Here is a 13,776-nt window from a genome sequence, read left to right as displayed (position 1 = left end):
CCGTCCTCGGAGTGAACCCGACCCTCGACCTTCTGGGTGTCGTTCTCGTTGACGTGGGCACATCAGCGCACGTCGTCCAGCGCGAAGCGCGGGAGCACATCGCGGAACTCTTCAACGCCGACGACAATGTGGTCTTCACTGCCACCGTCCGCCATAGCGAAGCAACAGCACAGGCAACAAGAGAACGAGGACTCCTCGTCCACGAACTCGACGCGCAGGTCCGAAAAGGCCCCAAGTGGTTCGAAATTCTCCGAGGTGACGCCCAGGCACCAGCTCTCGCACCACGGACGGCATCCTCAGTCGCAGACGACCTGCAGGCCATCACCCAAGAAGTTGTTGCCCGAATCACCGCGGCCGAGAAGCAGGAGGCCCTCGCATGAGCGACGACACCCCCACCCGACAGATCGCTGGACTTGCCCACCGCGCCGGAGCTCCTGACTTGAGTCGCCTCCAAGCGAGAAACCGACCCGAACCCACGCCACAGCCCGTTCAGCAGCCCAAGGCAATGAAGTCAGCTTTGACTCCGGCGCGGAAGTCGGCTTCCGCGGCCGAACCAACCGCGAGGATGACCACGTATTTGTCGGCGCAGACTAGAGACCGGGCGCGGGCGACCGACCGAGCCACGAGCCACCTCGAAGGCGACAAGAATTGGTCCGACTTCGTCGAGCGAGCGATCCAAGCAGAAGTAGAACGCAGAGAAGTCCGGCACAACGCGGGGGAGCGTTACGAGGGCGACAACTCACCATTGCCAGTCGGGCGACCACTTGGCTAAGCCTGAATCCACCGATCGCTGCTCGTGCACGACACCGACGGATACATCTTCCTGACGTCGACGACACCATCATCGAAGTCCACGGATACCAGAAACAAGGCTCCAGCTACGGATACTCCGGCGTCCGCGGACTGAACGCGATCCTCGCGACGGTCAAAACGGACGTGTCGGCGCCGATCATCATCGGCCAACGACTCCGGCGCGGCGCCTGCGTCCAGCAAGACCCGTGTGAGCGGGAGTTCCTTGCGGGCTGGCCAAATGAGCGTGATGTGACTTTCATGCCCAGGCGGGCCGCGCAGTCCAGCCTCCGCGGGGGAGGGGTCCCGAGGCGGTCCGGCTACCGGGCCTCGACTACCGCGAGCACCGCTGTGGCCGGTGCGGCATCGCGCTCGGTCCGGGGCCTGGTCAATGAGTTGGCGGGCGTTCATCATCAGACCGTTACCCCTGAACGAGGCCTTACAACGATCGTCGTCGCTGGATAGCCTTCGTGAGAAGTCATGAGCGTTTGGGCAGCCGAAAAATAGAGGCTCAGCCCGGATACGGATATTTGGGGGAATGATGACTGGTTTTCAAGTAAGTCGACGCTGGTCTCGCGGGAGACGGCTCATCGCACTGGCCGCGGCTCTGGCTGTCATATTGACGGCTATACCAGGGATGGCTGAGCCGGCATTCGCGGCTGAATGCACCGTGACGGGAACAGACCGTGATGACATTCTCCAGGGTACCGAAGCTGACGACGTCATCTGTGGCGGCGGCGGAGCAGACACCATTTACGGTGGCGCAGGAAATGACCGGCTCTATGGCGGCAACAGCGCCGACATCGTCTTCGGCGGCGATGGCGATGACTTCATCGACGGCGAGAACGAGAACGATTCCCTCTACGGGCAGGACGGCAACGACGTCATCACTGGCCGGAATGGCGCTGACAGGCTTGATGGCGGGAACGGCGATGACAGCATCGACGGCGGCAACGACTCGGATGTTCTCCAGGGTGGTGCTGGCAGCGACAGCGTCGTCGGTGGCTCGGGAACTGATGTCATAGACGGTGGTCCGGGCGCCGACAACCTTGCTGGCGGCGACGGAGCGGACACAACCTACGGCGGGTTTGGAAACGACACGGTCGCCAGCGGTCGTGGCGACGACGCGCTGTATGGCGGTCCGGGTGACGACACGTTGGATGGTGCGTCCGGCAAGAACACGTGCGACGGAGGAACCGGAGCAAACACGTTCGCGTCGTGCTCCAGATCCCTGGACCCGGCGGGACCAGACCCGGAAGGCGAGTGGTTCGATACCGACACCGACGGCCTAATCGACGCAATCGAACTCCGCGCGAATACGGACCCATTAGCTGCCGACACAGATGGTGACGGCCTTGCGGATGGGGCAGAGTTGTTGACAGTCACCGATCCGCTAAAAGCAGACACTGACGGCAACGGTATCGCGGACCCGAACGACGACCCTGACGCCGATCAGCTCGCCACCTCCGACGAAATCGCACGCGGCACCAAGCCGGGGGACCCGGACACAGATCGCGACACTCTCACCGACGGTCGAGAGGTCACTCTTGGCAGCGATCCGCTGGCGCCTGACAGCGACGACGATGGCCTCTCCGACTCCGACGAAACCGAGCTTGGCAGTGACTTGCTCGTCGCGGACAGTGACGGAGACGGCGTTCTGGACGGCGACGACTCCTTCACCAAGGAGTTCGCGGTACCTGACTCCTCTGCGATATTTCAGGCGAACGGCCTGGGACAAGCTCTCCTCGCAGTCACCCTGGCTGTTCCTCGTGATGACCGGCTACTTGACGTACCAGGTCAACGTGCCCCACCCGTGGAAGTCAACGCCCCGTTGCCATTGGAATCGGGCACGCTGCGCATCCCGTTCGATAAATCGAAGGTGGGAGACGAGGCTGACCTTGCGGTGCTCCACTTCGATGAGACTACCCAGACCTTCGACAAGCCAGCCAACCAATCGATCGACTTCGGAACTGGCGTGGCGATCGTCACTACGTCAACATTCTCACCGTTTGTGCTCGTAGACGTTTCCGACTTCGAAGCGATCTGGGCAAACGAAATAACCACGCCGCGCGACGGCACTGCCCTGACCAACATTGACGTTGTTCTCACCCTCGACTCATCGGGGTCCATGACCTCAAACGACCCGCGCGGCGTTCGGAAAACGGCAGCCAAGCTGTTCGTCGACGCACTCATCGGCGGCGACCAGGCAGCCGTGGTCGACTTCGACAGCCGCGCCATCCTGCGACAACCACTCACGACCGACTTCGCGGCCGTCAAATCCGCGATCGACCGTGTGGATTCCAGCGGCGGAACAAATCTATCGGCCGGCATGAACGCTGCCTTGAACGAACTGGACATTCGAGGCAACCCCGACCACGAACGCGTGATCGTCTTCCTCACCGACGGCGAAGGCAGTTACTCTGCCACGTACACGGCGTGGGCGGCAAGCAGCGGCACTGTCGTATACACGGTCGGTTTGGGGTCGGGAACCAACACGGCGCTTCTGGGCCAGATCGCGTCTGCAACTGGCGGTGAGCTTTACCAGGTTGAAAACGCCAGCGACCTGCCTGAGGCCTTCGACCTTATCGGTGGGGACATCGGAGCACCCGATGCCGATTCAGATGGCCTAGCGGACACGACCGAGGTTGATGGCTGGCGTGATGGTAGTGGCCGGGTCTTCCGGACGGACCCCGCCATCGCGGACACGGATGCTGATGGCCTCACTGACGGCGAGGAAGCCGGCACGCTGCTCAGCGGCGGAGCGTTCGGCAAAGGCACCTATTACGGGGCCTTCTCTGATCCCACCAAGCAGGATACTGACGGAGACTCGCTGGGGGACCTCGACGAGGTCGCCGAAGGGCTCTCCGCTTGGAAAGCCGATCTGGACAACGACAAGCTCAATGACGCCGAGGAAACTCAGGCGCACAATAGCGAGGCCTTCGCAGATGATACAGACGTCGACGGTTACTCAGACCCATGGGAGATTGCCCACCAGAACGAGGGATTTGATCCTCTTCTTTTCGACCCGACCATCACCGTGCTGGACTATGTCAGTGATTTCACGCGCGGCGTTCTGTGCGGTGACATCGAGATTGGCCCCTTCTGCACCGCCACAACGATCGCTTTCCTCGTCGGCAACATAGCGAGCGGTGTCATCGTAATCGGCGACATCCGCGATTCCATAACCGGAATAGTGAAGCTCGATTTCCTCTCGGCGGCATTCAGCGCCGCCGCGTTGATCCCGTTCGTCGGTGATGCGGCAGCCGGCATCAAGAAATACGACAGCTTTATCAAGGCCGCCGACGAAATCCCCTCGGGCGCTGCACTTCGGTCCGCAATGAAGGATGTGGGCACGCCCATCTCAGCCAAGATGGATTTGCTGCGGAAGGTGTCGCCGCGAGCGGTCGATCGACTGACAGGCGTCGACATCCCCGATTCGGCTATTGTCCGGCTGGCAACCCGAGCGGTCAGCGCGAAACACTTCGACGACATGGTCTCGGCCGCAAGCGACATCAGAAAAGCACCGAGCACCTTCCGTTTGGAGCGAGATGCCGAGAAGTTCTTGCGGGACCAAACGCCCGGCGCATTGCCGACACAAATCCTTAGCGAAGCCGACGACCGGAAAATCAAACGGTTCTACGACGTCTATGTAGCGAACTTCGGTTTCGCTGATGAGATCAAGCACGAGCGCGCAAGTGGAGTTGGACGAGCGCCGGTTCAGGCCACCAAAGACGCGGCTATCGTTGCAGACATCAATAGTCCGGTCAGCAAAGTTACCTGGCAATTCTTCACCAGTGCTAACAACACGATCGGACCGGATCAGCGTCTCTTGGATTTGCTAGGAGAACTCAACTTGCCGTTCATCCTGTGGGTAGCCTGATTCTATGCTGATCTTAATGACCGCTTCAGGGGCGGAGATAGCGCATGCACACGACGCATATGTGAATGGAGTGCGCGATGCACAACTGCGCATCCGGGAGCATTTTCGTGAGACAGCCGGCCCGAATGCCGATGGCTCCTTGGAGAGCCTGGTCAAGATAGGCCCATGGTTCTTTGCGCAGCTGCCCGAGATGGGTGAGACTACATCCTCGGAATGGATACCTCCTTGGTGGAATCCTGCTGACCCGCCCGCCGGCGCCGTGGGTGGAAATGTGTCGCCTTTCACTCGCCAACAGCTACGGCTCATCGATGAGATGCATGCGTATGTCGCCGAAGTGCTCATGAGACACATTCCCGGAGCGGAATGGATTGTGATCAAAGGGAGCAGGAAGAACGTCCGTTTCGGAACGACTGTCCTGAAAGTGAGCGGGAGCCGGCAGTTCTATCCGTTATCCCTTGTTTACAACTCAGCCATCAATATTGTGCAGCTGGACAAGCCAGTGAGCCCGACGATTTTCTACGACGAGGTGAGACGAGCCATCGATGTTGTGGATTGACAGGACCGAGACTGACCTTGAGTAAGGCGTGCACTGAGGCACTCGAACAGCACGTCACGCGCAGGCCGTTTAGCCGCGCCACCTCATGCTCATTGAGCGGTCAGGGAAGTCAGGGCTCAACTACTTCGACGCCCCTGCTTTCGGGGTAAGGATGTGGGCACGCCCATCTCAGCCAAGATGGATTTGCTGCGGAAGGTATCGCCGCGAGCAGTCGATCGGCTGAAAGGCGCAGACATCCCCGATTCGGCCATCGTACGGCTCGCAACCCGAGCGATCAGCGCGAAACACTTCGACGACATGGTGTCGGCCGCAAGCGACATTAGGAAAGCGCCGAGCACCTATCGTTACGAGCGGGATGCCGGGAAGTTCCTGCGGGACCAAACGCCCAACGCCCTGCCATCACAAATCGTTAGCAGTGCTGACGGTGGGAAGATCAAACGGTTGTACGACGTACTCGTTCGCTCAACCGGCTTTGCTGACGAAATCAAGCATGGACGGGCCAGCGGGGTCGGACGAGCGGCGATTCAGGCCTCCAAGGACGTCCCAATGGTTGCGGACGAAGGGAGTGGCGTTCTCAAAATTACCTGGCAATTCTTCACCAGCACCAATAACACCATTGGACCTGACCAGCGCCTCTTGGAGCTGTTGACTAAGTACAACCAGCCGTTCATTCTGTGGGTAGCCTGATCCCATGCTGTCTTTGATGAGCGCCTCGAAAGAGGAAATAGCCCGAGCACACCACGCGTATCTGGACGGAATCGATGATGCGCAGGGGCGCATCCGAGAGCACCTCCGTGCGACCGGCGGCCCCGACCCGGACGGCAGCATCGAGAGCCTCGCAAACATAGGTCCATGGTTCTTTGAGCACCTGACGGAAAGAGACGAGCCGGTGTCCACGGATTGGATTCCTGCTTGGTGGGATCCCCAGCTTTTCCCTGCGGGAGAAGGCGTCGAAACGCACGCGCCCCTCACCCGGCAACAGCTGAGGCTCATTGATGAGGTCCAGGCCTACGTCGCGGAGGTCGTCATGGGGCACGCCAGCGGGGCGAAATGGGTGGTGTATAAGGGGGGTAAGAAGGACGTGCGTAACGGCGACACGGTCATTCAGCTGGACAAACGGCGGCAGTTCTATCCGCTATCCCTAGTTTACAAAGCAGCTCTCAACGTGGTGCTGCTCGACAAATTCGTGAGGCCCACGATCTTTTATGACGTCGTGGGGCGAGACATCGGTGATGCGGATTGACAGAACCGCGTTCTCCGACGATCTGGCCGAACTTTCCGCCGCTTGCCAGCAGTTGATCGCGGATGCGACGAGTGAGGTCACCGAAACCACGGTCGACCGCTATTACGGCAGCCGGGTCGAAAACCAACGTCTTCAAGGTCGCGGATTGGGCCATCGCCGGCCGCAACGGCGAGGCGCTGGTCACGCTGCGGCATGCGCTCAGCTCCCAGGAATCCCTCAGAGGTCGACCGGTGGATTCAGGCTAAGACAATCGTCGGAGCACTCACCTAATCAGATGTTTATCTGATGTATTGTGTGGGTATGAGTACTGCGACTTTCACCGACCTTCTGCGAAAGCCCAAGGAGGTTCTGGCTCACATTGATGAGGGCCAGGTCCGGATTACGCGCCGTGATGGTGATGATCTCGTGATCCTGCGCGGTCACGATCTCGACGTCCTCGAGAAGGGTGTCGCGCTGTCGAGCCGTCTGATCCGCGCGATCGGCCGGAACAAGGGCGACGTCGCGGCTGCGTTGACTGATCTTTTCGCGTGGACGGGGGAGTTCACTCCGGGGGAGCTGCGCGCGTACGCTTCCGAGATTGAGCAGCTTGTCTATGCCGCCAGTGAGTTGGGCACGTTTGAGCGGCTGCTGCGTGCGCAGCAGGAGTGGAAGGAAACGGCCGTGGCTTATGCGATGGGTATGAGACCTGTCGAGCCCGTCGAGCTGCCGGCCGCCCCTGTCCGCGTTAATCGTCCGTAGATGGCGGGGAAGCGCAATGTTCCGGTTCCGCGACCGATCAAGGGCAGCGAGTACGAGATCTTCTTCGGCAACACCGCGGCCGAACGTGGGTGGAGTGATTTGAAGGCGTCCGCGAAGAATGCCCTCGCCGACGCCCACGACTATCTCACCGCTCATCCTGGGCAGTACGACCCGGATCGGTGCTACCAACTTCGAGGAGATCTCTCAACGGTCCTAGTCGATGGGGTCGTTCTGCCGCAGTGGCAGTATAAAGTCACGGACGGTGCTCGGCTCTGGTATGCCGTTGACGAGCCCACTGCGAAGGCAAAGAAAACGGGACGCGTGGTCATTACGAAAGCCGCGACCAGCCATCCCAACGAGACGGACTCGAAGAAGAACTTCCGTTAGCAGGCCCGCGATCGCCACCAGGGAGTGCATCGCACGGGGCTGGGCAGCAGGGCTCGACTGGATGTAACGTCGCATCATGACCGGCAGACTTGTTGTCTCAAATACAACCAGCGAACTCCTGAGCGTCTTCGACGCGACCGGGGGAGACCTCCACGACTGGCACCCCAGCTGGAACATCAAGCCAACCGAAACGGTCCCTGTCATCATCCACTCCGCCACAGACGGCGATGAAGCCGTACGCCGGCTGGAGTCGGCACGGTGGTCCCTCACTCCGTCCTGGTCCACGGAGCTCAAAACCAAGTTCCCGACATTCAACGCTAGGGCAGAAGGCATCACCGATAAGGCGACATGGCGTGGCCCCATCAAAACGCACCGCGCCCTCGTGCCGGCGACGGGCTACTACGAGTGGCAGACCGACCTCACCACGAAGAAGAAGACCCCGTTCTATGAGTATTTGAGGGTTTGGGGGCCGACCAATATTGCCTTCGGGGGCCGACCAATATTGCCTTCGGGGGCCGACCAATATTGCCTTCGGGGGCCGCTGGTATTGCCTGGGAATGCCGGGCTGTCGCGTGGCCGTGCGCGCCTCCAACATCGAGCCGATCACGGCCCTGCGCGGTGGCACCTAGGTGTACCTGGCCATGACGTTAGTGACGTGAGGCCTTGAAAAGGGAGGGCCTCCGGTGCTTAGTGGAGATGTTCGACGTCTCACTTCGCAACGGAGGTCCTCATGTCACACATTAACGCCAGGTTGAACGTTCGCGGAAGGGCCCTGCTGGTTGAAAGGGTTCTCGGCGGTCGACCGGCGGCGCACGTCGCCAAGGAACTCGGCATCTCCCGGCAGTGCGCCTATCGGTGGGTGCGCCGTTATCGTGCCGACGGCGCGGCCGGTCTCAACGACCGGTCATCGCGGCCGCACTCGATGCCATCCCAGACCAGCCCGGAACGCGAAGCGGCCGTTCTGGAGGCCCGCACCCGCTGACGCACCGACCCCGCCCGAATCGCCGCCGACACCGGTGTTCCCGCACGCACAGTCTCCCGGGTGTTGGCGCGGCATCACGTTCCGGCTCTCTGGGAATGCGACCCGTTGACCGGTGAAAAGATTCGCGCCACCCGTGCCACGGCGATCCGGTATAAACGCGCCCGCCCGGGCGAGATGGTGCATATCGATGTCAAGAAGTTCGGACGCATCCCCGACGGCGACGGCTGGCGCGCTCAGCCCGGCCAAACCCGCACCAACCACACCGCCGGTCACGTTCGGGTCGGCTACGACTACGTACACGCCGTCATCGACGACCGCACCCGCCTCGCTTACGCCGAGGTCCACCCCGACGAAAAGGGCGTCACCGCCGCCGGTGTCCTCCTGCGCGCCGCAGCGTTCTTCGCCAGCTGTGGCATCCCGAAGATCGAACGTGTCCTCTCCGACAACGCCTTCGCCTACCGAAACTCGCAAGCGTTCAAAGACGCGGTGACGGCCCTCGGCGCGCAGCAACGCTTCATCAAACCGCATTGCCCGTGGACCAACGGGAAGGTCGAGCGCTTCAACCGCACCCTCCAAGCCGAGTGGGCCTACCATCAGGTATTCACCAGCAGTGCCGCACGCACCCAAGCCCTTGACCCCTGGCTCAACTACTACAACACTGAACGTATCCACACGGGCATTGGAACCACCCCGCTCCAGCGCGTGTCACCAACCAGATGGCCGGGTACAACTAGGTGCCGTGCGGGTTGACCGGCCACTCTCCCCAATTGGGGGGTTCAGCCGAAACTCTCGTGTCCTAGGCTCGGGGAATGACACACGACATCCAGCGCACGCCAACGGCCATCGACCAGATCGCTGAAGAGTGGGTGGACACCCTCGTCGACCTCGACCCAACGGTGGGTACCTACATCGGCCGCACCGAGGGGGATGGTCGCTACGGCGACTATTCCCCGGCCGGCCACGAACGATTCGTCGCCGAGGCGAAGAAGACCATTGCCCAGCTGGATGCCGCCCACCCGGTCGACAGCGTCGATGATGTCACCCAGACCGACCTGCGCAGCGAGTTGGCCCTCACTGTGGAAAGCTCCGACGCCGAGTTACAGCTGCGCGACCTCAACGTCATCGCATCACCGGCGCAGGAGATTCGTGAGATCTTCGACCTCATGCCGACCAAGACCGTTGACGACTGGGCCAACATCTCGTCCCGGCTCGGCAATCTGCCCGCAGCCATCGACGGGTATATCGACACGCTGCGCCTCGGCATCGAACGCGGCGTAACGCCGGCTCTTCGGCAGGTGCGGGAGGTGCTCGCCCAGGCGCAGCGCCACGCGGCCAGCGACGGGTTCTTCGCCGAGTTCACCGCGAACGCCGCTGTGGACGATGGCGCACTGCCGGCGTCCCTGGTCATAGACCTCGGTGTGGGCGCACGCCGCTCAGCGACCGCCTACGACAAACTGGCCACTTTCTTCACCACAGAACTCGAGGGCAGAGCCACCGAAAACGACGCGATCGGTCGTGATCTCTACTCCCTCGCCTCCCGTCGCTTTTTGGGCGCGACTGTCGACCTCGACGAAACCTACGAATGGGGCATCGAAGAACTTGCTCGCATGGTGGAAGAGCAAGAAAAGATCGCCGACCAGATCAAACCAGGTGCGAGCGTACTCGAAGCCATCGCCTACCTCGACACTGACCCGAAACGCAAACTGCACGGCACGCAGGCCCTGCAGGAATGGATGCAGAAAACCAGCGATAAAGCCGTCGCCGACCTCGCCGAAACGCAATTCGACATTCCCGACGAGATCAAGACCATCGAGTGCATGATCGCGCCAACCCAAGAGGGCGGCATCTACTACACCGGACCCACCGACGACTTCTCCCGCCCCGGACGCATGTGGTGGTCAGTACCCGTCGGAGTGACCGAATTCGACACCTGGCGCGAACTCACCACCGTCTATCACGAGGGCGTGCCCGGCCACCACCTGCAGATCGGCCAGGCCGTCTACAACCGGGCCAAGCTCAATACCTGGCGCCGCCAGCTGGCCGGCACGTCGGGGCATGCCGAGGGCTGGGCGCTCTACGCCGAGCGATTGATGGAACAGCTCGGCTACCTCGACGACCCGGCAGACCGTTTCGGCATGCTCGACGGGCAGCGAATGCGCGCCGCTCGCGTGGTTCTTGACATCGGCGTGCACCTCGGCAAGACCCTGCCAGACGGTTCGGGCAAGTGGACTTCAGAGTATGCCTTCCAATTTCTCGGTCAGAACGTCAACATGAATGAGAGTTTCGTGAAGTTCGAGGTCAACCGCTACCTGGGCTGGCCGGGCCAGGCACCGTCGTACAAGGTCGGCCAGCGCATCTGGGAGCAGCTGCGCGACGAGTGTGCCGCTCGCGAGGGAACGAACTTCAGGGTCAAGGAATTTCATCGTCGTGCCCTGGACCTTGGCGGCGTTGGCCTTGACACCCTGCGGTCGGCGCTGGCGTAACGGGCAGGGGCGATGCAGTCCTCAGTGAGCATGTAGGGCTCGGCGAACTGGGGAGGTGCGTCCCCCCGACTCGTCCCCGTTCGATACCTGCTCTGTATCTACGCCGGAACAAGCACCGGGCCTCGCTCCAGTGCAGCTTCGGCCGAAATATCGCCGCGCCGTGATTGATCGAACGGGCATCCGCTTATTGTTTTTGGCTCCAGCCGGGGCGTCGCTGCTCCTTGGGCTATACGCGGCGACGGCCCTGCTCGGCTTCGACGTTCCACCGCTCGCCGACCGCGTCGCCGCGTCCCACGATGCGTTGATGGTTTTCGGTTTCGTGGGTACCGTGATTGTGCTCGAACGGGCCGTCGCCATCAAGAGGTGGTGGGCCTTCACCGCCCCGGCCTTGCTCGGCCTCGGCAGCCTGCTCGTGCTGGCGCCGCTGCCGTCCTGGCTCGGTCGTACCGCGATCGCGGTCGGTGCGCTCGGCCTGCTGCTGATCTACCGCAGCATCTGGCGACGGCAGGCGATGACAGCCATCGCGATCCAGTTCCTCGGCGGCGTCAACCTCCAAGTCGCCGCGATTCTCTGGCTCGCCAACGTTCCCGTTGCCCATCTGATCCCGGCGTTCAGCGCCTTCCTCGTGCTCACCATCGCCGGCGAACGCCTCGAACTCGCGCGGTTGACCCTGCGCGGCACCCCTCCCGGACGCGGCCTGCTGTGGGCGTCGCTGTCGTTGACCGGATGCGTCTCGCTCGCCCTGTGCGTGCCCGCATTTGGCTATCCGTTGTTTGGACTAGCCCTCCTCTGGGTGGTCTGCTGGCTGTTTCTGCACGACGTCGCGCGCCGCACGCTGGGGTCGTTCGGGCTTCCGAGATACATGGCAGCCTGCCTGCTCAGCGGGTATGCCTGGCTGGTCGTCGCCGGCGGAATCTGGCTCGTCGAAGGCGCCGCGACGAGCGGCCCGACCTACAACGCAGTCATCCATGCGGTACTGCTGGGGTTCACGCTCTCGATGATCATGGCGCACGCGCCCGTCATTCTGCCGGCGGTGCTGCGCCGCCCGCTACCGTACCGGCCGATCATGTACCTACCCGTAGCTCTGCTGCGCGCCTCGCTCGTGCGTTACTACGTCGCCGCCGCGGTGAGTCTCTTCGGTGGGGTAGGCCTTGGCATCTGGATGGCCAACCCGGGGACGGGCGACGACCTGCACGCTCGCCTCTACGTGGCGCACAGTGCCCTCAACGTGCTCGGCTGGTTCGGTCTGACCGCGGTCGGCGCCCTCGTACTGGCCGTCACCGCGGGTGTCGCACTCGACCCGGTCACGGCCGGGGTCGGTACGGCGTCGGTCACCGCTCAGGGCGCCGCCGTGAGCATCGCCTCGGGCGAGGTCACCGAGGTGACCGTGACCATGCTGGACATGCGGTTCTCACCGTCAGTGCTGACTGTACCCGCCGGCAACCGGCTCGAACTCACCGTTACCAACGCTGACACCGCCGTGCATGACCTCACCCTCGCAAATGGGTTGACCTCGGGCCGGCTCGCGCCCGAAAAGACCGTCATCGTCGACGCCGGAATCATGGCCGCCGGCAGGGAAGGCTGGTGTTCCATTGCCGGCCACCGCCAGATGGGCATGGTGCTGCAGATCGTCGTCACCGGGTCCGCAGTGACGGATGCTGCGGCCGACCACGCCGGTCCCGGTGCGACGGGCTCCGAAGCATCCGCCGCCGACGACCTCGGAGCCCAGTCTGAGCCCTCGCCTGGATTCGTGGCGCGCGATGCCGCCCTGCTGCCTGCATCGGCCGAAACCCATCACGATTACACTTTCCGGGTCGGCGACACCGAGGTCGAGGTTGCCCCAGGAGTGACCCAGACACTGTGGCCGTTCAACGGCACTGCGCCAGGCCCGACCCTGCACGGAAAAGTCGGCGACACCTTCACGATCACCCTGATCAACGAGGCCTCGATCGGCCACTCCCTCGACTTCCACGCCGGCGCGCTCGCCCCCCGACGGTCCTATGCGCACGATCGATCCGGGCGAAACCCTCGAATATTCCTTCATCGCCACGCGGTCCGGTGCCTGGCTGGACCACTGCTCCACGATGCCGGTGTCGCTGCACATCGCCAACGGCAGGTTTGGGGCGGTCGTCATCGATCCCGCCGGACTCGCCCCGGTCGACCGGGAATACCTGCTGGTCCTGTCTGAGTTCTACCTCGGGCCGCAGGGAGGCGTTGCCGATTCCGACAAGATTGCCGCCGCCGCCCCCGACCTCGTTGTCTTCAACGGCTACGCCAACCAATATCAGGATCAGCCGCTCCGCGCGAAGGTGGGCGAGCGCATCCGCTTCTGGGTAATCGATGCCGGACCCAACCTGGCGAGTTCTTTTCACATCGTCGGGGGCCAATTCGACACGGTCTACGTGCAGGGTGAATATCTGTTGCGTGACGGTGGCAGCACCGGCACCGGGGGTAGTCAGACGCTGGCTCTCGCGTCGGCGCAGGGCGGGTTTGTGGAGCTGAGTTTTTCTGAGGTAGGTACCTGTCCGTTCGTGACGCACGCCATGACAGACGCTGAACGCGGCGCCGCGGGGCAGATCGTGGTCGTTCCGTAGCAGCTTTCCGGCGGCAGGGCAGCCGCGCTGGACATCGAGTTGCTCCTCGTCGCTCAGGGTGGCTAAACTGAAGTGTCACAATCGTGACGCCTATCCGCTGCCATGCGCGGAGTGCTCCCCGGTT

General features: G+C 62.5%; 12 protein-coding genes and 3 pseudogenes. All 15 read left to right on the top strand.

All coding sequences use genetic code 11. The features are described from left to right. The first annotated feature begins 11 nt into the window (after positions 1–11). The 15 genes and pseudogenes from CXY74_RS12760 (at position 12) to CXY74_RS17750 (ending at position 13,652) form a co-directional block, all read left to right on the top strand. On the top strand, positions 12–380 hold the full coding sequence (locus tag CXY74_RS12760; protein WP_104200764.1) for a hypothetical protein: 369 nt from the start codon (positions 12–14) through the stop codon (positions 378–380). Then, complete coding sequence (locus CXY74_RS18415; RefSeq protein ID WP_158252365.1) at positions 377–772, top strand: hypothetical protein; 396 nt, start codon at positions 377–379, stop codon at positions 770–772. Before CXY74_RS12760 ends, CXY74_RS18415 begins: the two co-directional genes overlap by 4 nt. Positions 773–819: 47 nt before the next feature. Further along, positions 820–984: pseudogene (locus CXY74_RS12755) on the top strand (IS1380 family transposase); the annotation flags it as partial. Between the two features lie 475 nt (positions 985–1,459). Next, positions 1,460–4,669 carry a VWA domain-containing protein gene (locus tag CXY74_RS12750; RefSeq protein ID WP_233193378.1) on the top strand — a complete coding sequence of 1,070 codons (3,210 nt, stop codon included), beginning with the start codon at positions 1,460–1,462 and terminating at the stop codon, positions 4,667–4,669. A gap of 4 nt (positions 4,670–4,673) precedes the next feature. After that, positions 4,674–5,225, top strand: coding sequence for a hypothetical protein (locus tag CXY74_RS12745; RefSeq protein ID WP_146070139.1), 552 nt, complete (start codon positions 4,674–4,676; stop codon positions 5,223–5,225). A gap of 153 nt (positions 5,226–5,378) precedes the next feature. After that, on the top strand, positions 5,379–5,912 hold the full coding sequence (locus CXY74_RS12740) for a hypothetical protein (protein ID WP_146070138.1): 534 nt from the start codon (positions 5,379–5,381) through the stop codon (positions 5,910–5,912). Between the two features lie 4 nt (positions 5,913–5,916). After that, positions 5,917–6,468: a hypothetical protein gene (locus CXY74_RS12735; RefSeq protein ID WP_104200760.1), complete on the top strand. Its 552-nt coding sequence runs from the start codon at positions 5,917–5,919 to the stop codon at positions 6,466–6,468. A 4-nt stretch (positions 6,469–6,472) separates the two neighbouring features. Continuing rightward, positions 6,473–6,674, top strand: a pseudogene (locus CXY74_RS12730) (DNA polymerase III subunit delta); the annotation flags it as partial. A 94-nt stretch (positions 6,675–6,768) separates the two neighbouring features. Further along, positions 6,769–7,206, top strand: a complete 438-nt coding sequence (locus tag CXY74_RS12725) for a hypothetical protein (protein ID WP_146070137.1) — start codon at positions 6,769–6,771, stop codon at positions 7,204–7,206. Beyond that, a complete protein-coding gene (locus CXY74_RS12720) occupies positions 7,207–7,593 on the top strand; it encodes a hypothetical protein (protein ID WP_104200758.1) in 387 nt (128 codons plus the stop codon). 76 nt (positions 7,594–7,669) lie between these two features. Then, entirely contained in the window at positions 7,670–8,260 is a 591-nt protein-coding gene (locus CXY74_RS18410; RefSeq protein WP_104200757.1) for an SOS response-associated peptidase family protein, read from the top strand. A gap of 63 nt (positions 8,261–8,323) precedes the next feature. Then, a pseudogene (locus CXY74_RS12710) lies at positions 8,324–9,325 on the top strand (IS481 family transposase). A gap of 59 nt (positions 9,326–9,384) precedes the next feature. Next, positions 9,385–11,058: a DUF885 domain-containing protein gene (locus tag CXY74_RS12705; protein ID WP_104200756.1), complete on the top strand. Its 1,674-nt coding sequence runs from the start codon at positions 9,385–9,387 to the stop codon at positions 11,056–11,058. A 160-nt stretch (positions 11,059–11,218) separates the two neighbouring features. After that, the gene (locus CXY74_RS12700; RefSeq protein WP_199183225.1) at positions 11,219–13,246 is read left to right on the top strand and encodes a cupredoxin domain-containing protein; all 2,028 of its coding nucleotides are present in this window, start codon (positions 11,219–11,221) and stop codon (positions 13,244–13,246) included. Continuing rightward, on the top strand, positions 13,149–13,652 hold the full coding sequence (locus CXY74_RS17750; RefSeq protein ID WP_199183224.1) for a hypothetical protein: 504 nt from the start codon (positions 13,149–13,151) through the stop codon (positions 13,650–13,652). The genes CXY74_RS12700 and CXY74_RS17750 overlap by 98 nt, the downstream gene beginning before the upstream one ends. Positions 13,653–13,776: the final 124 nt, after the last annotated feature.

It is taken from the genome of Cryobacterium sp. Y29 (assembly GCF_002929825.1).
Lineage (GTDB): Bacteria > Actinomycetota > Actinomycetes > Actinomycetales > Microbacteriaceae > Cryobacterium.
The sequence above is the reverse complement of the archived record's forward strand: the minus strand, read 5'-3'. Positions and strand labels throughout refer to the sequence as shown.